Origin of the sequence: Chryseobacterium sp. G0162, assembly GCF_003815715.1 — a bacterium.
Lineage (GTDB): Bacteria > Bacteroidota > Bacteroidia > Flavobacteriales > Weeksellaceae > Chryseobacterium.
This window is the reverse complement of the sequence record NZ_CP033922.1, coordinates 73,266-96,044: the sequence shown is the minus strand read 5'-3', so window position 1 is coordinate 96,044 and position 22,779 is coordinate 73,266. Positions and strand designations below refer to the sequence as shown.

Genomic DNA, 22,779 nt, shown 5'->3' with positions numbered 1-22,779 from the left:
ATATATCTATATCAGACAAAAAATTATCTTATTTTTATCATAATAAGGAAATGATTATTCTTAATTTTAGCGATTGAACTCATTATCGTGAAAAATCTCATTGCAAAAGCTGTATATGAGATAAAGCAAAAAAATATGAAAAAATATATTGTATCAGGTTTACTATTTTCTTTATCAATGTATGGCGAGAAAAGAAATGAATCTGTTGTATCTCATCAAAATATTCTTACTATAACTCAGAAAGACAGGCATGTTGAGGAAGGACCTCGTTATGGAGCGTACATTCATAGCAAGAATTGTTCTTTTGAAGTTTTAATTAATGATATTCCTGTAATAAAATATAATGACGATTCAGGAAATAGTCTGGCAGGCTCTTATTTTCAGCTAAATGAAGGGATCTTTAAAAAAGGAAACCAAAAGATCACGATTAAAATGACTCCAGGATTTAACCCGGATCAGAAAGTATTAGAATCATTGCTGTCTCCTAATTCAGAAATACAGTTAAATATTGTAAAATCATTCAAAAACCAGACAGGGAATCCTGAAGAAAACGAAGTGAGAAAATATTCAACCTCAAAAAAGAAGCTTGGAAATAGCCCATCTTTTGAAGACTCATTTACTTTCTTTGCTGATATTCCTTATCATATAGAAACTCTTGAGAATGCGGAGGTTTTACTCACTGATGATAAAGATAAATTACAGGCTATTGAACAGGAAGTAGTTGCTCAATACAATAAGATAAGAGATATTTACAGGAATGGTTCCTGGAGTGCATTAGCTACTCTATATTATAACAGAGAAAAAAGAGTAGCTAAACAGTTATATCTATTACCTGATGAGATAAAACATAGATGGAATGATTATGTATTCAGAACCAATACTGATATTACATCTTTTGATATAAAGCCAATAGAAGATTACAAAATGACCTTTTATGCAGACGGCAAAATCGTATGCCTGCAGAAGATTGATAATGAAAAATCAGCGCTTTGGGGTCATTTTAAAAGAAAAGGAAAGGATAATGTAACAACAACTTACATTACCCTTTATCTCTATCGTCCTAAAGGAACGAAGGACCTGGAAGTCTATTAATATTTTATAAAGAATCCGTGGCGGCAAATCGTGTGATTGTGTCTAGCCATTCTTTTCTTTCATTCTCAGTTAGTTCATACAATGGGCCTATAAAATCATCTTGAATAGAAGAGATACCACAGTACTCCAGAATTCCTTTTTTTAGTTGAATAAGTCCGCTCGACTGATATTCTTCTTCATATGCTTTGAGAGATAAATCTCCTGCAGTTGTGATGATTCTTGCAGATTTTGCATTTAATAGTCCTTCACTGCTTCCTTTTTTGTTCGTTTTAAAAACAATTCCCGGAAGAAATGCTCTGTCAAAGAACCCCTTCATTACAGCGGGCATGCCTAACCACCAAACAGGGTGTATCCATACCTGATGCTCACTCCATTGAATATCTTCCAGAGCTTTTACAAGATCAGGTTCCAGTTCCATTCTTTGTTGGTAACCAAATTGCAGGTTAGGATTGAAATTAAGTTTTCCAATGGCAATATACCGTACCTCAGCACCGGAAGTTATAGCGGAATTGATATAAGACTCTGCAATGACAGAATTAAAGCTGTTTTGATTCGGATGCCCGTTAATAACGACAATTTTTTTCATGATTTTTGAGTTAAAAGATGCTTAAATAATTTGATCTGTTGTTTGTAGAAAGCTTCAGATAGCTGACAAGGAAAGAAATCAAAAGCATGTACAGCACCTCCAATTTCCAGGAGATCAGCTGAAATTCCTGCATTCTGTAATTTTTTTGCATATTTCTTACCTTCATCTTTCAATGGGTCCAGCTCGCATACAATGATGGTAGCATCAGGAAGATTTTTAAAATTCTTTTCCCGTAAAGGAACCGAGTATTGAGGCGGATATTCCGTTTTATGCTGTAGATAATGTTTCCACATCCATTCAGCAGCGTTTTTAGTTTGCATAGGAGCATTTGCTAACTCCTCCATTGATGAGGTTTTCAAAAGGTTGTCCGTTGGCGGATACAATAAATATTGATGTCTAATGTTCACTTCTTTCCTGTCTCTTGCCCAATGAGTTATTGAAGCGGCAATCGTAGCTCCGGCACTGCTTCCGCCAATCATTATTTCGTTTTTGTTTCCACCAATGTGATCAGCAGATTCAGATACCCATAATAAAGCATCATATCCATCTTCCATAGCCGCTGGGAATGGATGTTCGGGAGCTAGCCGATAGTCCACAGACACAATAATCATATCAATATCTAATGCCAATCGATAAAAGATAAAATCATATTGTTCCGGAGTCCCATAGATAAAAGCGCCGCCGTGGAAATAGAGGAGTACCGGTAAATTTTGCTTTCCCTTTGGTCTGTAAATTCTCAATCTGATGTCTCTTTGTGATTCCGAAGAAGGAATATGGATGTTCTCTACAGAAAGCGATAAAGGGATAGGCAATGATTCTTCCAGCATCATTATCTTCATTTCTTGTTCCCTGATCTTTGCCGGATGACTGGCCATTAAATATTCATAATCAATTTGATTAAATGGACTGTGAATAACGGCTTTCAAAAGTTCCGGATCTATTTTTTCTTGCATTATAGATAAATTTTATACCGCAAAAATAGACTGATAAAATGGGTGAAAACAGGTATATTTAAAGCTTATTTAGGTATCTTTGTCGTATGGCAAGAGAAAATATATACCAATCCCTTGAAGTTTTTTATGAGAAAATAGATCAATGCCCATTAAAAGACAGGCAATTCAATTTTTTTGAACTGGTGTATGTTATTTCCGGTATTGGGGATCATATTGTGAATGAAAATAAAATTGCCTTTTCTACCGGAGATCTGTTTTTAATTACTCCCAATGATTGCCATGGATTTGATCTCAATGGGATCTGTGAATTTATGGTAGTTCGTTTTGGTGAAAACTATATCAAAGAATATCAATGGAAAAGTATAGACCATATTGAGTGTCTTTTGTATTACGCATCTCACTTGTCTGGTTCATTACTCGTGAATAATGAGGATAAAAAAATGATGAGTATGCTCATTCAGAATCTACAGCAGGCAATACAACATGAATCTATATATAATGAAGACCTTACCCATCATTTGGTGAATGCTATTATTGTGATTGCGGCAAGGAATATAGCAGTGATCAAACCACAGAATATCTCATCGAGTGCCGATGTTCGTATTCTTCAGATTCTGGATTATATTCAGGAAAATATACGCCAGCCCAAACTTCTGAAAGTAGAGGTCATTGCCAATGAGTTTGGATTATCTTCAACCTATCTTGGCAGTTACTTCCGTAAACAGTGTAACGAGTCTATTCAACAGTATATTTCTTCCTACAAAATCCGGCTGATAGAGCATAGGCTGCGTTTCAGTGATAAAAGGGTTCACGAAATTGCAGATGAGTTCGGATTTGCAGATGAAAGTCACATCAATAAATTTTTCAAAAGACATAAAGGAAAAAGTCTTAAAGCATACCGGCTTGAAGTAGCTTAGATTAAAGCGCATTAAATACTTCCATAATCGCCTCAATAAGTCCTTTTTCTATCTTTGATTCTGATGAGGTATCCTGTACCATCGCCCGCATATTGCCCTCATCATCGCGTTCAAAAACAACCTCGTTACCATTCACATCTACATAGAATTTATAACCATAGGTGAATGTTGCCAGTTTTACATTGAAAAGCTCTTCTTTTCCTTTATAGGTTACAGGTAATTCAAATTCTTCCATGAGGTATTCAATATGTTTAATTGCGGGCAAAGTTCGGAAATCTTAGTGTAAGTTTTTAATATTTTGGAAGGTTCATGAATAAGTTTTTGTAACCCATTCATTATAAGTTATATTATTGGGTATTGTTGTATTTAAATTGTATGGATGACAATGTACCTGATATTATGAATTTAAAAGTACCCATCCTGTAGATTTGCAGCCATAGAAGTTATCCTCTACAAAAATAATTTTACCAAGATTATTAGCATTACAGGTATTGGTTCCTAATGTTGAATTTTCGGCATTTATTTTAATGGAACCTTTCACCTGTACCTTTGAATCACTGTTTGTTGTCTCAAAATTATTGATGCCTATCCCAACTTTTCCATTCTTTAATAGGGTAAATGCGTCATTGCCTGTTCCATTAATTCCATTTCCTATTACTAAAAGCCGGTTGCTGTTCTGATACGCTTCAGTAAACTGGTTGTCATATTTTTCTGCGATTGGAATATAGGATGTATTATAGGCACCGAAGGTGGTTTCATATCCACTGTAGGCTCTTGTTTTATTTCCGAAGGCTGTTGATAAAACACCAATTGCCTGTGTTTGTAATCCCCATGCTGTAGAATTACTTCCTGATGCTATATTTCCCATCTGACTGATGAGGTTGCCACCCCATGACATAGAGTTGCTTCCCGAAGTGGTATTAAAACCACCAAAAACAGCCGACCTTTCTCCCGAAGAAGTATTCATGATACCGGTAGCAAAACTGTTAATACCTGTTGCCCCTCTGTTGGAAGAAGTATAGGCATATGATAAATCAACCGCATTGTTTCCAAGTGCACCATAATTTGAACTGTTTATATTTTTTAACAACCGAAATGCAGAAGAGTACTCATCATTTTGTATAGATCCTTTTGTTTGTACCAATGCCGAAGATAAAGGCATCCAGGAACTTTGATTCCAATAATAATATCCAGGATAATAAACATATTTCATCTTCTCAGACGCTGTATTTTTACTGCCATCTTTAATATATACCAACATGGTGTTGTGTTCTTCTGTTACAGGCATAGTATAGGCTTCCAAAGACGTGATACTGGGAATAATAAGACCTTTGACAGGAGTGTTGGCTGGGCTTTCAATATGAAGGCTTGCTTTTGGGTGATCTGTATTGATTCCCACCTGAGCAAATAGTAGGGTAGAAAGATGGAGGGTTGTAAATAAGAAAAATTTCATAAAAGGAACACATAGATTCGTTTATGCAAAGGTATATTTGTCAACTATTCTATACAAGAGTCAACCTTATGTATTGTGTATTTTATCCTCTTATTAATTTTAGAATGTGATATTCTTTCCTTTGATTTTAATCATATTTAGTTTATTAATATTCCTTACATCGTTTTTAATAGTATATTTGTGTTTTAATTTTAATAACCAATATTTATATTTTTAAAAGATAGGTCATGAATAGAGTGAATATTTTTTGGTTCAGAAGAGACCTTAGACTGGAAGATAATATGGGGCTTCACCATGCCCTTAATGCTGGATTAAAGGTTATTCCAATTTTTATTTTTGATACAGAGATATTGAATCTGCTTCAGAACAAGTATGACAGAAGGGTAGATTATATTCATCAGGCTTTACAAAAGATTCATAAAGAGTTGAAAAAACATAACAGTGGACTTCATGTTTTCTATGGTACTCCAATAGATATTTTTAAAAAATTAACAGAAGATTTTACTATTGATACAATATTTTGTAACAGGGATTATGAACCACAAGCCATGCAGCGGGATCGAAAGGTAGCTGATATGTTATCAAAATATCATATACAATTTAGAGATTTTAAAGATCAGGTCATATTTGAAAAAAATAATATTCTGAAAAGTGATTTTTCACCGTATACTGTTTTTACTCCATATTCAAAGAAATGGAGAGAAAATTTGAAAGATATAGAAACCGTTACAACAAATTGGGAACATTTTGCAAATGATGAAGGGTTTTCAGAAATTATTTCATTGAAAGAAATTGGGTTTGAGAAAACGGATCTTGAGTTGATAGAACCTAAATTGGATAAAGATATCATAGATTCCTATGGTGATTATAGAGATTTTCCTGCCATGGATCGTACTACTCATCTTGGGATTGCCCTTCGATTTGGAACCATCTCTATCAGAAAATGTGTGCAATATGCTGTTAAACATAATGAAGTCTGGCTGAATGAACTGATCTGGAGAGAATTTTTTATGCAGATTTTATACCATTACCCAAGTGTTGTACACCATTGTTTTAAAAAGAAATATGAGAATATTTCCTGGAGGAATGATGAAAAAGAATTTAAAGCATGGTGTGAAGGCAAAACAGGATATCCAATTGTGGATGCCGGAATGAGAGAACTTAATGAAACCGGATTTATGCACAACAGGGTAAGAATGATTACGGCAAGTTTTCTTACTAAGCATCTGCTCATTGATTGGCGGTGGGGAGAAGCCTATTTTGCTGAAAAATTATTAGACTATGATCTGGCAGCTAATAACGGTAACTGGCAGTGGGCAGCTGGATGTGGATGCGATGCGGCACCTTATTTCAGAATATTCAATCCCTATGAGCAGACGAAAAAGTTTGATAAAAACACTCAGTATATTAGGAAGTGGCTTCCTGAAGATTATATCGAAGAACCTATTGTAGATCATACAAAAGCCAGAGAACGAGCATTGACAGTTTATAAAGAAGCACTGGCAGAATAACAAATAAAATAAAGAAAATTGGGCAAAAAAGGAATTTTATTAATCAATCTTGGCTCTCCAAGATCAACGGCGGTAGAAGATGTAAAAGAATATCTGGATGAATTCCTGATGGATGAAAAAGTAATTGATTATCGATGGATTTTCCGGGCACTTTTGGTTCGTGGAATTATTTTAAAAACCAGACCTGCAAAATCAGCGGAAGCTTATAAAACGGTATGGACAGATGAGGGATCACCCCTCATTGTTATAACGAAAAAGATCCAGCAAAAGCTACAAAAGGTAGTTGATATACCGGTTGAAATCGGAATGAGATATGCAGAACCCAGTATTGAAACGGGGATCAGGAATCTTGTTGAAAAAGGAATTACGGAAATCGTACTCTTTCCCCTTTATCCGCAGTACGCAATGAGTACTACAGAAACTGTCATTGAAAAAGCCGAAGAAATCAGAAAAAAGAAATTTCCTAATGTAAGAATCAATTATATCCAGCCTTTTTATAACCGGGATCTGTATACTGATTGTCTGACGGAAAGTATCCGCGAGAAGCTGCCTGAAAATTTCGATGCCTTATTATTTTCTTATCATGGGGTTCCCGAACGGCATATTTACAAAACAGACCGTACAAAGACATGTAATATGAATGATTGTTGCCATAAAGACGCTCATCCCAGCCACTCGTTTTGCTATCGCCACCAGTGTTTTAATACCACTGAAAGGGTGATCAAAAAGCTTGGATTACCAAAAGATAAAGTAATTGTTTCTTTTCAGTCCAGGTTAGGAAAAGATAAGTGGATAGAACCTTATACAGATCATACATTAGAAACGATACCCGGTCAGGGCATTAAAAACCTCGCTATTGTTTGTCCCGCCTTTGTTTCAGACTGTCTTGAAACATTGGAAGAAATTTCAGTTGAAGGAAAAGAATCATTTCTGGAAGCAGGTGGTGAAAACTTCACCTATATTCCTTGCCTGAATGATGAAGACCGTTGGATTGAAGTTATTAGAAAGTTGTGTGAAGAGCAGCTTAATCAATTCTATTTAGTATAGTTTTGAGTATATATTGTAATTATTTTTTAGGAAATTAGGTATTTTTGTAGACTATTTGAAACGAATGAATTATACGCTTATTAAAGACTTCATAGACCTGTTGCAGGATTTTGAAACGGAAGTCGATGCTTATCCTGATTTGTACCCGGGAACTATTCAGGGCTTTAAAGCATGGATTTCTGATAAGGAGAATGCCGGGAAGGAAGATCATTCTGAAGAACCTTACTGGGAAGGGAAGGAGAATGGGAGAACACCGGAAAGTGCCATAAGTACATTGCTTGTTCATCTTAACCGATATGCGAAAACCTACTCAAAGTCCGCCATATCAGATTCTGAATTTTCAACTCAGGAAGACTTTATTTATTTAATCAATTTAAAAGCTTTCGGAGAGATGCCCAAAATGGCTCTGATCAAGAAAAATATTCAGGATAAACCGGTAGGGATGCTCATTATTGCAAGGCTGTTACGTCAGGGATTTATTGAACAGACAGATTCTGATTTGGACAAGCGCAGTAAATTAATCCGTATTTCCGAAAGAGGACTGATGATTTTGGAAAAACAAATGGAGAAAATCCGTCAGGCTACTCATATTGTTGCAGGAAATCTTAGTCACAAGGAAAAGATGAATCTGATACATCTTCTTAATAAACTGGATCGGTTTCATTATCCTATTTTTTCTCGAAATATTGATTCAGATCAGCTTATCAATACAGTGTATGATGAGTATTCATTTAAAGAAGCATGACCTCAGAAGTTTCTCTCTTAATTTAATTTTAAAAAGTAATATTCTGAGACCTGCTCGAAGGTATTCTATAGACTTCTTTATATAGTTTAAGAATTACTAAATTTGAAAAAGAGGTCGATAAAATAAAAAGAAAAGAATCCGTGTTCACTATTTGTGAGACGGACTCCATTTTTTACATTTACTATGTTAATATTAAATCAAAGTTTTATTTCAAAATCAAAACAGGTAAATGGGTATTTTGATAAAGCCCTTCAGAAATACTTCTGTTCGCCATATAATAAAGGAAGCTATGTCTGCCCGGTAAAGCAATAATAAGATCAGTATTGTTGGAAGTGGTAAAAGTCAAAATCCCATTGATCACATTTTCATCATAAGAATAATAAATACTGCTGGGAATTTCCGTTAAATGCTGACGAATATAGTCTTCCAGTTCTTTCTTTTTATCAGCATTGATGTCAGTTTTTTCTTTAGTATTGATATTCAGGAATGATAAACGCACATCCTGTTTCTGAATTATTGATTTGTGCTGAAACAGTCTTTCAAGTTTTTTAATTCCATTGACATCACAAGGAATCACAATATTATTAATACTGCTGTATTGATAGCTATTAGGAACAATCAAGGTTTTAACCGGGCTTGTTCTTGCAATACTGATAATATTATCGGAAACAAAACTTTCATGGGAAGAAGTGGAATCATCACTTCCCAAAATAATCATTTCGATTGTCGGCTGATTTTTCAATACCTCATTGATGCTTCTTGTCAGTGCCCAATCACTTAAAAGTCTGGAGACTTTTACCTCTGATGAAATCTCTGCAGCGATCTTACTTAACTGGTCAAATCGTAGTTCTGTTCTTTCTAAAAGGCTGTTAACACTTTCTTCATTGACAAATGAATGGCCTTCTGCAATATGCAGGTAATCAAATTCAGATTCTCCGGCAATCTTTAAAAGAATAATGTTTTGGTAATTATAATTTTTTGCCCACTCAGCGGCGACTTTTACAGCATTTTCTGTAGTTGGTGTAAAGTCAATAGGTACAAGGATTGTTCTCATGTTATCTATTTTTAATCCTGATTATTCTAAATTAGCAGTCATTTTTTTTACTAAAAGAAGAGCTTTGTTGATTTCGTCTTCATGAAGGTCTCCTGCTGCTCTTTTATACAGCTCCAGTGCCCATGGATACACTTTTTCTACAAGCTTTTTCCCTTTTGAAGTAAGAAAGATCTGCTTGTTTCTTCGGTCGTTTTTATAAGCAACCCGTTCTACCAGTTCTCTTTTTACAAGGGCATTAATAAGATAGGTGATGCTTGATTTATCTTTACTTACTTTGTTGGCTATTTCTTGTTGATTGATTCCATCATTACGGGATAGAAGTCCAAGAATTTCAACCAGTTCAACGGAAAGATCCGGATCATACTCGTTAACGCAAGCCTGAATTTTTTGCCGTAAGCGACTTTTCATTTCAGTCATTGCCCAGCCTAGTTCTAAGGCTATTTCGGACAGGTTATTTTGTTTCTCAGACATATCTTTTTTTAATAAGGTGAAATCTTAGTTTCCAGATTGATGCTCCCTAACAAATGTACGGAAAATTAGTTTTAATTTCAACTAATTAAGTATAAAATAGTAATAAGCAGCTTTTTATAATTTGGAAAGGTAACTGTAAATTAATAGCTGCATTTTTCCAATGTCCAGGCATATAATGCTGCCCGGCTCCTATATAGCAACTGAGAAGTGCTTTCTCAAAATATTGATAGGTAAATAATTTATTCCTGCATGGTAGCCCCAGCGGATGATTTCTCGAATTTTTTTAAAGAAGATTTATTGCGAATAGAAAGTGTATATGAATATTTTAATTCTAGAGATAAGCCGTTTTGATTTCAAAATTTATATAAATGTCTCGTCCTGAAATAAGTTGACAATTAATCAAATTATCATGAAAAATCAAGAATTAAAAAGTAAAAAATGAACACAAGGAGACTACAGCATTGTCTTTAAATTGAAGGTAGGTTCTTAGGTTGAAAATGGCAGTTATATCTATCAACAGGTCCAAAAGAAATATGGCATAAAAGAATTTCTCTCCAAAGATACCCTCTGATTATTCCGTTTACTTTTGTTTTTTGAAAAATATTCCTAGGTGCAAGAAAGACCATAATATTTTGGAAATATAATTAGAAAATAACTAAATTTTTAAATTAAGCAGGTACAAGAAAATTTAGCCTCCGCCTTACTCGGAGCACAAATAAATATGAAGAATGTTCTTATCCTTTTTGATAATAGAATAGAGCATTTGATTTAAGCTTACTTCAAAGCTGGGAGACTTTGCGGTGCAAAAGAGATTAAAAAAACGATATTTAAGAATGAAATCTTCAAATATCGGTCTTGTGACCAAGACGAATGTATCTTCAAACACTTTTATCAATAGATTTGGTTTGATCGACCCAAATTAAACAAGAATTGTTTAACCGTAATTTGGCAATTAATTTCGTGAAGTTTTAAAATTTTTTTCAATATAATTTTTTCGGATACACAACAATCAAAATAAATATGGTTGTCTTCGAATGTCTTTCATTGTTGAATGAAGATTTTAATTAATGCCAAGATATTTTTATTGACCGCCCCGTATTTGCTATGCATATAATTTTTTAACTGTAAAAAATTACATAAAGCGGCGGGTAATTCGCAAGAATCCAAAATATTGAATATTTACCTCAAGACTTTGAAACAAGATGTTTACTATACACTCTACGAGATATTGAAAAAGGAGAATGGTTAGTTTAAAATTTAAACTGCTTGGAACGGATATAGAACAAAGAATACTAATTCTTATCTTTAAAGAGCTTAATTATAGAGTTGAAATATTGGTTGGTCAAAATTTGCGCACAGAATATTTGAAGCGTTACAAAACATCATTAAACCGTATACAGGAATTCATTTTCGAATATTTCAGAGGAATCGGCAGTTGTATCCTTGAATTGTTTCATCTTAAGCAAGGAATGGCCAACTCGGTCTATCAAAACCTCCATAATGGCAATTCTATTATGTATATCTTCAAGGATATTTAATAAAGCTTCGCGATACTCAGATTCAAAATGTTCAAAATTTTGTCAGATCAAGGAATATCAGAAATATGTACTATTCTCATTTCCGGTTAATTCGGTTTGTATGGTTTTTAGACTTTATTAGCTCACCTTATTAGCTTTGATTAATATAGAAAATTTTTACCTTATTGTCCGTAGTAGAATACCACTATTATCTATTTAAGATTTGCTGAAGATTGCTTGATGTTGCTACTTGTAATTATAATGCATCAACTATCTTGATAATATTCAAATTATCTCTTAGCTAATTTACAGCTAATAATTATTTAGTGCTTAGCTGAATTATTCTATAACTTAATAATAAATATAAATTGAATTAAAAGGTTAACAATAAAAACTATCAACATATTTCTTTTTTTTATAGATTAGCGGTCGAAAATTATTAACCTGTGAAAGAATACTTGAAATTTATATTTGATCTTCATTAAGATAACGAATCGGAAGATTTATTGTCAGAATCAAAAATCACTATTTTCATAATACGACGCCTTTTGTCGTTATCCCGATTTACTTTTACAAAAAATTATTGTCGTTGATTCTATCGACTCAACAAGCTAACTATGAAAAAACATTTATTATGGATGTCATTATTATGGATGACATTTCAATTGCAAGGACAGGAAGTCCTATGGCAAAAAGATATTAAATCGTCCACTCAGGATTTTCTAAACCAGGTTACAACAACCATAGATCAACAGTACTTAATCTCTGGCAGTTCCATTCAATCTTCTAAGCTTGTGGCAGGAAACAGGCAGAACAACGGCTATGATTTCCATTTGGTCAAATTAAACCAGCAGGGAGAAGAGGTATGGGGAAAATATTTTGCAGGAAACAATCATGACTATCTATCAGCTATTGTGGCGACTCAGGAAGGCGGATTTTTAATGGCTGGAACATCCTATTCGGGGAAAGGTTTGGACAAAAAAGACATCTCAAGGGGAGGTTCGGATATGTGGCTTATAAGATTGAATGAATTCGGAGATGAATTATGGCAGCGGACAGTTGGGTCTTCTTCAGATGAAGAAGCCAGGGCAGTTGTTCAAACTATAGACCTGGGATTCTTTGTAGCCGGAAATGTTCAAAATTCGCCCAAAGGATATGGTTCTAAAGATATTTTAATTATTAAGCTTGATAAAGACGGAAAAGAGCAGTCACAAGTTATTCTAGGAGGTAAGGGTTTGGACGAAGTAGAAAAGATGATCCCTACCAGAGATGGTGGTGCCTTACTGGGAATCTATTCCCGAAGTCCGGTAGGAGGAACAAAAAAAACCGAAAATTATGGTGAAGGTGACTACTGGGTCATTAAGATGGACAAAAGTGGAAAAGTAGAATGGGAAAAGAATTTCGGAGGAAAAGATGATGACCATATCAGAACCCTGGCCTTAACTTTAAATGGATTTGTCATTGGTGGAGAATCCAGATCCGAAAGAACAGGCAATAAAACGGTTGGTCTGGAAGAAGGCACAGACCTCTGGCTAATTGCTTTGAATGAAAGAGGAGAGGAGCAATGGCAGAAATCCTTCAGTTTTAAAAACCGTGATGTACTGATGGGAATGAGCGTCATTCATTCAGCAGACGATAAATCGTCGAAAGGAATTTTATTAGGTGGTTATACTCAAGCTGAAGGGAGAATAGAAACCGATGATGAGACCTTCTGGATGTTATATTTAGATGGCAACGGCAATGAACAGTGGCGAAAACATGTCAAAGGAGAATCCAGAAAGAAAGAAGAAAGACTTTCAGATCTGAAACTCAACAAGGACGGTTCCATTGTTCTTGCCGGAACCAGTGCAGAGGAACTGGGAAAAGAGAATTGGAAGATTGTCAAGTTGAGGGATAAGCAGGTGAATGACCTGATTGAAAAATATGACATTAAAATTTACCCAAATCCGGTCACAGATTATGCTTATGTAGAAATCGGCTTTGATTTTAAAGATGCTGATATTCTACTGTATGACATGAGCGGAAGACAACTTCAAAACTTGAAAACAAAGAACCGAGTGACTAAAATCAATACCCAGGCTTTGGTCCAGGGAGCATATCTATTAACAATTAAAACAGATGCCAACAAAACAGCGAATGCTAAGCTGATAAAAAAATAAAACTAATTTCATGAAAAAAAGTACCATAGCTATAATTCTATTATTAGCTACTTTAAATAATGCCTTTGGACAAACATCAGTTGATCAGTATGATCCCGGCGTTAAAAGTGTTCCAACTTCTCCCGAAGTCGCATTGTTAGGCAGGTTTGGAGATGTTCCAGTAGGATATTACACAGGAACTGCGGAAGTTTCAATACCTCTTTACACTCTAAAGGTAGATCATATCGAAATTCCATTAACACTAAGCTATCACACTTCAGGTATTAAAGTTGCAGATGAAGCAACCTGGGCTGGTTTAGGCTGGAATTTCATGCCGGAAGGAACTATTGTACAGGAAATAAGGGGATTTGAAGATTTCATAACAGGAGGTGACGGATTTGCCAGTACATCTGGCTATAATGTTTTCAAAAGCAACTTCCAGACTTTATATTCGGAAACGCCTTTGTACAGACTGCAAAATGGATTTAACGACTATAATCCCTTAGGAATGACAGGTGCACATCCTCTTACTGATGATTCTTTTGATATTATAAACAGGCTAAAAGAGAGAAAGGGTCAACCGGATATTTTCACCTACAATTTTTATGGTTATACGGGTCGATTCTTCTATAATCCGGAAAATAGCAGTGAAATTCTATTTTTAGAAAGTAATGCCGATATTAAATTTTCAAGAAATACCAATGGTTGGATTGCGATTACCAATAAAGGGGATAAATTCTATTTTTATGACGTTGAACAATCAAAGACTGACCAGACATCATATACCGATTTAGGATATACGTTTAAAGTTTCAAAGATTGAACTCACCAGCGGTAAGACTATCAATTTCACTTATCAGGATGAAAGTACTTATCAGCAATACCCTACACAAGTTGTTCATTTAACAAATTTTACAACGAGCCCTAGTTTAAACGTTAGTTCTAATGCCGTTATTAATGATAAAAAAACCTTGATCGGGATAGAAACTGAAGATACTAAAATACAGTTTAATTTAGATAACAGAGAAGATATTCGTCCACACTTCACCGGAACGCCGATTAAAAAGCTGAGTTCTATTGATATTCTACCAAAATATGGCAATAAAAAAATCAAAAGTTTTGTGTTTAGTCAGAATTATTTTCCATTTAATTCCGTTAACAATACACCAGAAGAAGGCTACATTAACAAAAGGCTTCGTTTAAATTCTGTTCAGGAAATCACCTACAATCAGTCAGGGGGGCAAGTTTATACTCCTGCATATACTTTCCAATATAATACTGCGCGTATTATGCCAGGAAAAATGGCAGGTGGAGATTTTTATGGTTATAATAATGGTTCGACCAGTACAGGACTGCTTCCCAATCTTACTTATTTTGATTATTATAAGCAAAGTCCTTATCGAAACGTTGGATTGACACCTTCGTCTTATGCCAGTACTATGAGGTACACTGATCCTAGCTATGTAAACACAAATATTCTTGAGAAAATTTTATATCCTACGGGAGCACGTACAGAATTTGGATATGAATCCAATACTTTTACCAATCAATTTATTCCGACTTACGCACAATTGGATGATGGTAAGCGAAGCCAAACCATAAACCATAGAGGAGAAGAACCTGGCGGGATTACCTATAATAAAGGAGTTCCGTTTAAATTAACAGGTGCCAATAAGACAATCAAATTTTACAATACAATATATGATGGTTATATGGGACCTTTATTTCCGGAAACTTACTATGGCTGGAATGAGATGATAAAATGTAAAATAGAACTTCGTAAAAGAAAAACTGTTAATGGCCAACAGGTTGAAACTCTTATTAAAGATTGGGGAGTTACTATGCCTGGTGTTTTCGATCAAACCCATCAACTAACCTGGAACGAAGAATTTACGGTGTCTGATGATTCAGATCCTACTACTGAATATTACATTTATGTACAAAATGGTATTAATTACCGTAGTACTGATCTTTCACATAGAGCTATCGTTTCATGTAATTTGGAATATAAAGTTGATCCTCAGATAGACACTTCCTTGTCTTATGGAAATGGACTACGGGTAAAGTCTATAAAGAATTATGAAGCGGATAAGCTGCTATCTCATAAAGAATACAGTTATAGTGGAGGGAAATTAATTTATAAATTTCAACCCCTTAATGTTATAAGCGGTGCGACGCATAAATCCCAGCTTTCTACTATCACAGGAGGATGTCCTAGTGAGAGCATCTCTATTTTTAATGATTTATCCCTAAATTCAAGTGACTTCGGAATAGGAGGAAATAAGCCTTTTGGTTACAGTGAGGTGACAGAGAAAGATATCAGTATTAATGACGGAACAGCAAAAGGATCCACAAAATATTATTTTGAGAACAAGGAAGGTGTTTATTTCAAAGGGTTGCCGAAAGTAGATGTACCATCTAACGGAGAAAATACATTGATAGAAAGATTTGATCAAAACCAAAATAAAGTTTCTTCCACATTAAACGTCTATGATAATTTACCAAATACTTATGGAATTTATCCATCATTCAGTCTTGTAAAGACATCCACAGGTCCCTATGATCCTGATGCTAATTATTATCCTTTTGCTTTATCCGGCTGTCCCACAATTGGATTATCTTACACCGGTCACACGTCTTCAAATCCTCTGCCGGTAAAAAAATATCAATTCTATTTTACCCCCCTTATTACCGGAAAAAGAAGGCTGAAAATGACTACGGAAAGCTCTTATTTTGGAAATTCATCTTTATATAAAAAGACAGAATTATCTTATACGGCTGCTGGTGATCTGGATATAAGTAAGCAAACAACATCTGATGGTAAGATTATCAGTACCAATTATGACTATGCAAATGATTTGGGTAACACTCGTTTGATCAATAAGAACATGACTGGAATTCCGTTGTCTTCAAAAGTTACTTCCGATAATAAAACATTAAGTTTTACACAAACCAAATATGATAGTCAGGACCACTATCTACCAACCTCTGCCCAGTCATATGATATTACAGCTGGTACTTGGAGTAATGATGTTAAATATGATAAATATGATGAAAAAGGGAATCTGCTGCAATATACCACAAAAGGCGGAGTCCCGGTTTCTTTGGTATGGGGTTATAGTAAAATATATCCTATTGTGAAAGTTGAGGGTATCACATATGACCAACTTCAAGGGAGTGCTCCTTCACAGTTTGCTGATATTCTTTTAGCCTCTGAAAAAGATGCTAATCCTGCTTTGTATAATTTACAACCGGAAGAAGCAGAGGCTCAGCTTGTGAGCAAACTTGATGCATTTCGTACGTATTTCAGACTGGCAAGCTACTACATCAGCACTTACACGTATGATCCTTTGGTGGGAGTTAGAAGTATAACTCCTCCTTCAGGAATCAGGGAAAATTATATTTATGATTCTGTTGGCAGACTTGAAAAAGTGATCGATGCCAATGGAAATGTGTTGAAAGAAATGAAATACAACTATAAAAACTAATACTGATGAAAAAAAATATAATTCCCATCGGAGTCTTTTTAATGAGTGGGGTTTTAAAAAGTCAGGTGCAACTTCCCAGTGGTCTGACGGGAATAAGTACAGAAAACTATATATATACAAGAACCTATCTTGAACCCAAGACCCAGAGTGATGCTAGCGCAAAACAAATTCAAAGTGTCCAATTTTTTGACGGCCTTGGAAGAGCGAAACAGATTGTCAATATTAAAGCATCTCCGCTAGGCAGGGATGTTGTCACTCCTATTCTTTATGATGTTTTTGGAAGACAGACCCGCGATTACCTGCCTGTTCCACAAGCTGGAACTCAGAGTGGAAATATATATTCACAAAATTCTGTCCTCAATAACTTTCCTGTAGGCGATCCACAAAATCTGTACAACAATGAAAAGCCTTTTTCAGAGAAAGAACTGGAAAATTCGCCGTTGGATCGAATTAAAGCGCAAATACAGACAGGAACAGCCTGGAGTGCTAAGCCTGTCAAATTTAAATATGAAACCAATATTGATGGAGAGGTAAAAAAATATATAACGATAACAACCTGGTCTAGCGGAACGAACAATTTTACCATAAGCCAGTCAGGATCCTATGGTACCAGTCAGTTAGCTAAGAATACAATTACTGATGAGGATGGCAATGAAACTGTTGAATTTAAAAATGGGCAGGGCCAGACTATTTTGGTGAGAAAAGTAATTAGTGCAACAGAAAATGCTGACACTTATTATGTATATAATGAATACAATCAGCTTGCATGTGTTATCCCACCAAAGGCGACCCTGGCTGGTGATGTCAATACCGTACTTAACAGTTTATGTTATTTGTATAGATATGATGGTAAAAACAGAGTTGTCCAAAAGAAACTTCCGGGCAAAGGATATGAATTTATAGTGTATGATAGAGCTGACCGTGTGCTTATGACACAGGATGCTGTTTTGGGAGTATCTAAGCAATGGGTTTTTACGAAATATGATATTTATGGAAGAGTTGCTTATACTGGAATATATACGAGTAATGAAATTTCAGGGACAGCAGGTCGCGCTGCAGAGCAGGCTTTGGCCGATGCCATTGGCAAAAATTATGTAAACAGAACCACTGGTGGCGGATTTACAGATATTAGTGGATTGGAGATAAATTATGATAATAATACATCTACAAGCTACCCAAGTAATAATATCAGGGTTTTAAGTGTCAACTATTATGATACATATCCATCAGGTACACCCGCTTTTTCAAATTCTTTTACCCAGCCTGTTTTATCGGATGATATCTTGCAGTTAAGATCAACAAAAGGACTTTTAACGGCTTTCTATGTCAAAAATATTGAGGATAGTAACTGGACAAAAAATTATACCTATTATGACAATAAAGGTAGGGAAATTGGTTCTCATTCCACCAATCATTTGGGTGGGTATACTAAAAAGGAATCACTGTTAGATTTTGTTGGAATGCCTTTAAATACACAAACTATCCAACTGAGAAAGAATGGAGAAATCGAAGTGAGTGTCAAGGAGCGTTTTGTATATGATTCGCAGAACCGTCCAATTAAGCATTATCATCAGGTTGATAATTTACCCGAAGAATTACTGACAGATAACACCTTTAATGAGCTTTCTCAACTATCTAATAAAAAGGTTGGAAACGGGCTTCAAAGTATAGACTATACCTATAATATCAGGGGTTGGCTGACGGCTATCAACAAAGATCAGATGGCCTCTGCAGATATGGGAGGGAAACTTTTTGCATATAAAATCAAATACATTGAAAAAGACGGAATCAGTAATCCTGATCCTGCTTTGTTTTCTGGCAGGACTGTAGTGGGAAAATTCAATGGAAACATTGTCGAAGTAGACTGGAGAGCAGTTGAAAATATTGGAGTCAATCCTTCGCTAACCCCTAAGCGGTATGGTTATGTCTATGATAAGCTTAACAGACTGACAGCAGGTTTTTATCAGAATCCCAATAATCCTTATAGTAAGGAACATACAGAGTCTATTGATTACGATGTTAACGGTAATATTACCAAACTGTATAGAACATCAGTTATGGAATCCGGGGCAACAGCAACAGTTATTGACCGTTTACGCTATATGTACAATGATGGAGATAATAAGCTAACGAGTATCATTGACGATCAGCAGAATTATTCAGGCTATGAAGGTGGCGGAAATTCTATTTCTTACACCTTGAACGGAAGCATGGAGAACATGCTGGACAAAGGAATCAACTCAATTAGGTATAATCACCTTGACCTTCCGGATAATCTTAGCTTAAGCAGACCCTTTGCAAATGAGGAAGTTAAAATTAATACACTATACAATGCTAACGGTTTAAAAGTAAGAAAAGAAAATAATACGATTATCATGGGGGTAGCAGGTCCTACTACTACAAAGTATACCACCGATTACCTGGATGGATTTCAGTATTTAAAAAAGGAGTTTATCACCCCTGGTGGCGGTGGCTCAGTTGATTCTTTTTCGGAAACAGCTTATGCTATGGAACGCGAAGCCTATCGACTACTTCCTACTGATCCTATAGATCCTGATGATCCAGGTAAAACTATACCTGGCACGGGTCCCGTATTTAGAGTAAAAAATGAGAATCTGCAATTCTTTCCAACTGCTGAAGGATATTATGATTATGAAAAAGATCAGTATATTTACCAGTACAAAGACCACTTAGGAAATGTAAGGGTAAGTTTCGCTAGGAACAGCACAGGCGCTCTTGAAATAACCGATTCAAATGATTATTACCCGTTCGGAATGAACCATCTGAAAACTGGAAATTCATATTTTGGCAAAGGTAGTTATAAGAACTACAAATTTAACAATAAAGAGCTTCAGGAAACGGGTATGTATGATTATGGGGCAAGAATGTATATGGCTGACATAGGTAGATGGGGTGCTGTTGACACACTAGCAGAACAAATGCGTCGTCATAGCCCTTATAATTATGCTTTTAATAATCCAATGAGATTCATTGACCCGGATGGAATGGCAAATTTTGATGTTGTACTTAAAGGAAGTAGAACACAAGAAGCTTTAGATCAGTTACAAGCTTCTGTTGAAGGTCAACTTAACTTATCTAAGGACTCAAACGGTAAAATTAGTGCAACTGCTGTACAGGGAGCCACTTTGTCTGAAGCAGCAACAAAATTGCTAAATGCTACAACTGATCATAGTTTTGTAGCAGAAATACTAACTGATAATGACATGCGTATCGATGAAGATAATAGCAAATATATCGGGGGAGCATCTAGAGGGTCTACAACATATCCTACTACTGGAATAACTACTGCTACGAATGTAGTGAATACTGAAATGTTAGGAAATTTGGATAAAGCGTATTATGGGTCAGTAACTGGATATGGTATACTTCATGAGACATTAGAAGCCATTGTTATGGCACAATGTTTTCCGAATGCTCCAGCTGCAACATCAGAATTCAATAATAGTCAAGGTTATGATTATGCACATGCAGAAGCTAATAGGCTTGATCCTAGAAATGTTGATCCCAATCCTAATTGGAGGTCAATACAATCTCCCAATTATACCGTTGGATCGGGTAAATACATTGAATATACAGATTCTTATAAAATACAAAATGTAAAAACTAATGAGACCAAAAATATTGGAAGTTACAAAACATTAAAACGTAAATAAAATGAAAAACATTAGCTTTATCATAATGTTGTGCCAACTATTGTTTATGACTGGTTGCAAAGTAAAGGGACAATCGTCCACTTCTACTACTAATGAATTTATCTTGGGAAAGGTTTTAAAAATAGATTCAACACAATCATTTTATATCATTAATATTGAGTACAATAAAAATAAAAAAGGAATATTTCTTTCACAAAAAAATAATTGTGAATTCCCCAAAAAAAGTAAGTTGATTAAAATTAATAATAGTTATACTTTTGAGTTATCACGATTGAAACAAAATAACTATAATGAAAAACAATTAGTTTACGAAGTTGAAGGTAAAGAAACCTGGAATAGTTCATCGGGAATTGATTATTTTGAATATTCTAGTAATACTTGTGGACTTTACACATGGAGATGAATAAAAATATTATCTTTTTGCTTATATAATATTCAAAAGCACTACAACTGTAGTACTTTTGAATAATTTATGATGAATTATAAAGCAATTTAGTTATACAAAATCTTCTAATTTTGCAATTATTAAAAGAAAATGTATTCACAATTGAGCGGTATAGACTGAAAATCGTTTTAATTAAATATTATGAAGATTCCCATTTTTTTATTTTTAGTGTTTGCCCAAATACTTCATGGACAGGACAGGCTTTCATTTGTAAAAGATCCGAAGATTAAAATGCAAATGCAGAACAGTATAGAATATTTAAATAGAAGTCCTATAATAGCCGATTCTATTAAGAAAATGACCGTCTTTATAACTTTGGATTTTGATGAGATAGAAGGAATAGGCATCGAAGGGTTTGACATAAATTATTCCACTCATATCCAAATGTTATTTTCTAAAATAAATAATAATGGACAATTGATTACTTCTGCTGCGAATAAGGTATTATATTACAATTATTCGAAAAATATAGTCTTTGTTTTTTTTAAAGTTTTAAGTACTTTGATGTGAATACAATGACAAAAATTTCTAAAATATCCTAAACCACCTTTTAAAAGGCAGTTTCAACCGTTCCCAGGATTAGCAGGTAAGATGGATCCAGTTCCTGATCATGGTGAAAAAAGTTATATAGGCTCCGGAAGGTCGAAAGGAAGAAAAGCTTTGATTACCGGTCGAGATTCCGGTACCGGATGAGCAGCTGCTATAGCATATGCTAGGGAAGGAGCTGATGTAGCAATAAATTATCTTCCTGAAGAAGAAGCTGACGCTCAAGAGGTAATCGATCTCATAAAAAAAGCAGGTTGCAAAGATATTGCTATTCCGGGAGATATAAGAGATGAACGTTTCTGTAAAACATTAGTATCTAAGGCGGTTGAGGAATTGAACGGTATTGATATTCTGGTAAATAATGCTGGTCACCAGAAAACGCATGAATCTATAATGGATATAAGTACTGAAGAATTTGACAGGACTATGAAAACCAATCTTTATGCACAGTTTTGGATCATAAAAGCTGCATTACCACATCTGGAAGCAGGATCATGTATCATTAGTCTTTCATCAGTACAGGCTTATGATCCTTCTGAGGATCTATATGATTACGCACAAACAAAGGCAGCGACACAAGCTATATCAAATCATTAGCCAAGCAATTGGGATCAAAAGGAATACGTGGTAATGGTGTCGCTCTAGGGCCTGTGTGGATTGCCCTTGAGATTAGTGGAGGGCAAACACAAGAGAAAATTGAAAAATTTGGTGAAGAAACGACATTAGGCAGACCGGGACAGCCTGCTGAGCTTGCTTCGATCTTTGTTCAGCTTGCTGATAACAGTGCCAGCTTTACAACTGGACATATATATGGTGCAGCAGGTCGTAATGGGCAACCATAAAAAAATGTATTTACTCAATAGAAGGTCTTACAGGAGCATCTTCTATTGATCTAAATATATAATTACTTTAATTATTTTTAGAGAATTTTCTTTTTCAACACTATAGTCATACAAATCTGTATGTCATTGAAGAAATGCACCTTTTGTTGTACATTCGACACAAATCTCCGATAAAAAGTAGATATCGAAGTGATCCTGATCATATTAAATTGAACTGATTTTTTCGAAATTAGCAACTCATATAAAAAGCTTTGATTGGGCAGTAAGAATTTTATTTATCTAACTACATAACTCGTAAGGT

16 protein-coding genes and 1 pseudogene are annotated in these 22,779 nt (G+C 34.9%); 11 read left to right on the top strand and 6 right to left on the bottom strand.

The features are described 5' to 3' along the window. Positions 1-135 precede the first annotated feature (135 nt). Complete coding sequence (locus EG344_RS00430) at positions 136-1,092, top strand: hypothetical protein (RefSeq protein ID WP_123907780.1); 957 nt, start codon at positions 136-138, stop codon at positions 1,090-1,092. Positions 1,093-1,096: 4 nt separating this feature from the next. Here the strand turns inward: EG344_RS00430 and EG344_RS00425 are convergent, their stop codons facing one another. Continuing rightward, positions 1,097-1,678 (bottom strand): NAD(P)H-dependent oxidoreductase, encoded by a 582-nt coding sequence (locus EG344_RS00425; protein WP_123907779.1) that lies wholly within the window; start codon positions 1,676-1,678, stop codon positions 1,097-1,099. Then, positions 1,675-2,631, bottom strand: coding sequence for an alpha/beta hydrolase (locus tag EG344_RS00420; protein WP_185145579.1), 957 nt, complete (start codon positions 2,629-2,631; stop codon positions 1,675-1,677). Before EG344_RS00420 ends, EG344_RS00425 begins: the two co-directional genes overlap by 4 nt. An 86-nt stretch (positions 2,632-2,717) precedes the next feature. Between EG344_RS00420 and EG344_RS00415 the strand changes: the two genes are divergently transcribed. Beyond that, positions 2,718-3,548: an AraC family transcriptional regulator gene (locus EG344_RS00415; protein WP_185145578.1), complete on the top strand. Its 831-nt coding sequence runs from the start codon at positions 2,718-2,720 to the stop codon at positions 3,546-3,548. A gap of 1 nt (position 3,549) precedes the next feature. Here the strand turns inward: EG344_RS00415 and EG344_RS00410 are convergent, their stop codons facing one another. Together EG344_RS00410 and EG344_RS00405 are read right to left on the bottom strand one after the other, a co-directional pair. Next, positions 3,550-3,783 (bottom strand): hypothetical protein, encoded by a 234-nt coding sequence (locus EG344_RS00410; protein WP_123907777.1) that lies wholly within the window; start codon positions 3,781-3,783, stop codon positions 3,550-3,552. A gap of 162 nt (positions 3,784-3,945) precedes the next feature. Next, positions 3,946-5,001, bottom strand: coding sequence for a hypothetical protein (locus EG344_RS00405; RefSeq protein ID WP_123907776.1), 1,056 nt, complete (start codon positions 4,999-5,001; stop codon positions 3,946-3,948). A 227-nt stretch (positions 5,002-5,228) separates the two neighbouring features. Between EG344_RS00405 and EG344_RS00400 the strand changes: the two genes are divergently transcribed. The 3 genes from EG344_RS00400 (at position 5,229) to EG344_RS00390 (ending at position 8,304) form a co-directional block, all read left to right on the top strand. Further along, on the top strand, positions 5,229-6,512 hold the full coding sequence (locus EG344_RS00400) for a cryptochrome/photolyase family protein (RefSeq protein ID WP_123907775.1): 1,284 nt from the start codon (positions 5,229-5,231) through the stop codon (positions 6,510-6,512). 18 nt (positions 6,513-6,530) lie between these two features. Further along, the gene (gene hemH / locus EG344_RS00395; protein ID WP_123907774.1) at positions 6,531-7,559 is read left to right on the top strand and encodes a ferrochelatase; all 1,029 of its coding nucleotides are present in this window, start codon (positions 6,531-6,533) and stop codon (positions 7,557-7,559) included. Between the two features lie 64 nt (positions 7,560-7,623). Then, positions 7,624-8,304, top strand: a complete 681-nt coding sequence (locus EG344_RS00390) for a MarR family winged helix-turn-helix transcriptional regulator (RefSeq protein WP_123907773.1) — start codon at positions 7,624-7,626, stop codon at positions 8,302-8,304. A 205-nt stretch (positions 8,305-8,509) separates the two neighbouring features. Here EG344_RS00390 and EG344_RS00385 read toward each other — a convergent pair whose 3' ends face one another. Further along, a complete protein-coding gene (locus EG344_RS00385; RefSeq protein WP_123907772.1) occupies positions 8,510-9,358 on the bottom strand; it encodes a universal stress protein in 849 nt (282 codons plus the stop codon). A gap of 21 nt (positions 9,359-9,379) precedes the next feature. After that, complete coding sequence (locus EG344_RS00380) at positions 9,380-9,829, bottom strand: MarR family winged helix-turn-helix transcriptional regulator (RefSeq protein WP_123907771.1); 450 nt, start codon at positions 9,827-9,829, stop codon at positions 9,380-9,382. Between the two features lie 2,134 nt (positions 9,830-11,963). Here EG344_RS00380 and EG344_RS00375 point away from each other — a divergent pair. From EG344_RS00375 to EG344_RS24460, 6 genes and pseudogenes are all read left to right on the top strand, one after another. Continuing rightward, positions 11,964-13,505, top strand: a complete 1,542-nt coding sequence (locus EG344_RS00375; RefSeq protein ID WP_123907770.1) for a T9SS type A sorting domain-containing protein — start codon at positions 11,964-11,966, stop codon at positions 13,503-13,505. A gap of 10 nt (positions 13,506-13,515) precedes the next feature. Continuing rightward, positions 13,516-16,971 (top strand): hypothetical protein, encoded by a 3,456-nt coding sequence (locus EG344_RS00370; protein ID WP_123907769.1) that lies wholly within the window; start codon positions 13,516-13,518, stop codon positions 16,969-16,971. Between the two features lie 5 nt (positions 16,972-16,976). Next, positions 16,977-20,645: a DUF6443 domain-containing protein gene (locus tag EG344_RS00365; RefSeq protein WP_123907768.1), complete on the top strand. Its 3,669-nt coding sequence runs from the start codon at positions 16,977-16,979 to the stop codon at positions 20,643-20,645. A 1-nt stretch (position 20,646) separates the two neighbouring features. After that, the gene (locus EG344_RS00360; protein WP_123855690.1) at positions 20,647-21,048 is read left to right on the top strand and encodes a hypothetical protein; all 402 of its coding nucleotides are present in this window, start codon (positions 20,647-20,649) and stop codon (positions 21,046-21,048) included. A gap of 183 nt (positions 21,049-21,231) precedes the next feature. After that, the gene (locus EG344_RS00355) at positions 21,232-21,600 is read left to right on the top strand and encodes a hypothetical protein (protein ID WP_123907767.1); all 369 of its coding nucleotides are present in this window, start codon (positions 21,232-21,234) and stop codon (positions 21,598-21,600) included. A gap of 192 nt (positions 21,601-21,792) precedes the next feature. Then, a pseudogene (locus EG344_RS24460) lies at positions 21,793-22,478 on the top strand (SDR family oxidoreductase). Positions 22,479-22,779 lie beyond the last annotated feature (301 nt).

Excerpts from the sequence above, each read along its gene's own strand:
- EG344_RS00400 (WP_123907775.1), top strand. The coding sequence starts at position 5,229 with ATGAATAGAGTGAATATTTTTTGGTTCAGAAGAGACCTTAGACTGGAA.
- EG344_RS00425 (WP_123907779.1), bottom strand. The coding sequence starts at position 1,678 with ATGAAAAAAATTGTCGTTATTAACGGGCATCCGAATCAAAACAGCTTT.
- EG344_RS00375 (WP_123907770.1), top strand. The coding sequence starts at position 11,964 with ATGAAAAAACATTTATTATGGATGTCATTATTATGGATGACATTTCAA.
- EG344_RS00405 (WP_123907776.1), bottom strand. The coding sequence starts at position 5,001 with ATGAAATTTTTCTTATTTACAACCCTCCATCTTTCTACCCTACTATTT.
- EG344_RS00430 (WP_123907780.1), top strand. The coding sequence starts at position 136 with ATGAAAAAATATATTGTATCAGGTTTACTATTTTCTTTATCAATGTAT.
- EG344_RS00355 (WP_123907767.1), top strand. The coding sequence starts at position 21,232 with ATGAAGATTCCCATTTTTTTATTTTTAGTGTTTGCCCAAATACTTCAT.
- EG344_RS00380 (WP_123907771.1), bottom strand. The coding sequence starts at position 9,829 with ATGTCTGAGAAACAAAATAACCTGTCCGAAATAGCCTTAGAACTAGGC.
- EG344_RS00415 (WP_185145578.1), top strand. The coding sequence starts at position 2,718 with ATGGCAAGAGAAAATATATACCAATCCCTTGAAGTTTTTTATGAGAAA.
- EG344_RS00370 (WP_123907769.1), top strand. The coding sequence starts at position 13,516 with ATGAAAAAAAGTACCATAGCTATAATTCTATTATTAGCTACTTTAAAT.
- EG344_RS00385 (WP_123907772.1), bottom strand. The coding sequence starts at position 9,358 with ATGAGAACAATCCTTGTACCTATTGACTTTACACCAACTACAGAAAAT.
- EG344_RS00360 (WP_123855690.1), top strand. The coding sequence starts at position 20,647 with ATGAAAAACATTAGCTTTATCATAATGTTGTGCCAACTATTGTTTATG.
- EG344_RS00420 (WP_185145579.1), bottom strand. The coding sequence starts at position 2,631 with ATGCAAGAAAAAATAGATCCGGAACTTTTGAAAGCCGTTATTCACAGT.
- EG344_RS00365 (WP_123907768.1), top strand. The coding sequence starts at position 16,977 with ATGAAAAAAAATATAATTCCCATCGGAGTCTTTTTAATGAGTGGGGTT.
- EG344_RS00390 (WP_123907773.1), top strand. The coding sequence starts at position 7,624 with ATGAATTATACGCTTATTAAAGACTTCATAGACCTGTTGCAGGATTTT.
- EG344_RS00410 (WP_123907777.1), bottom strand. The coding sequence starts at position 3,783 with ATGGAAGAATTTGAATTACCTGTAACCTATAAAGGAAAAGAAGAGCTT.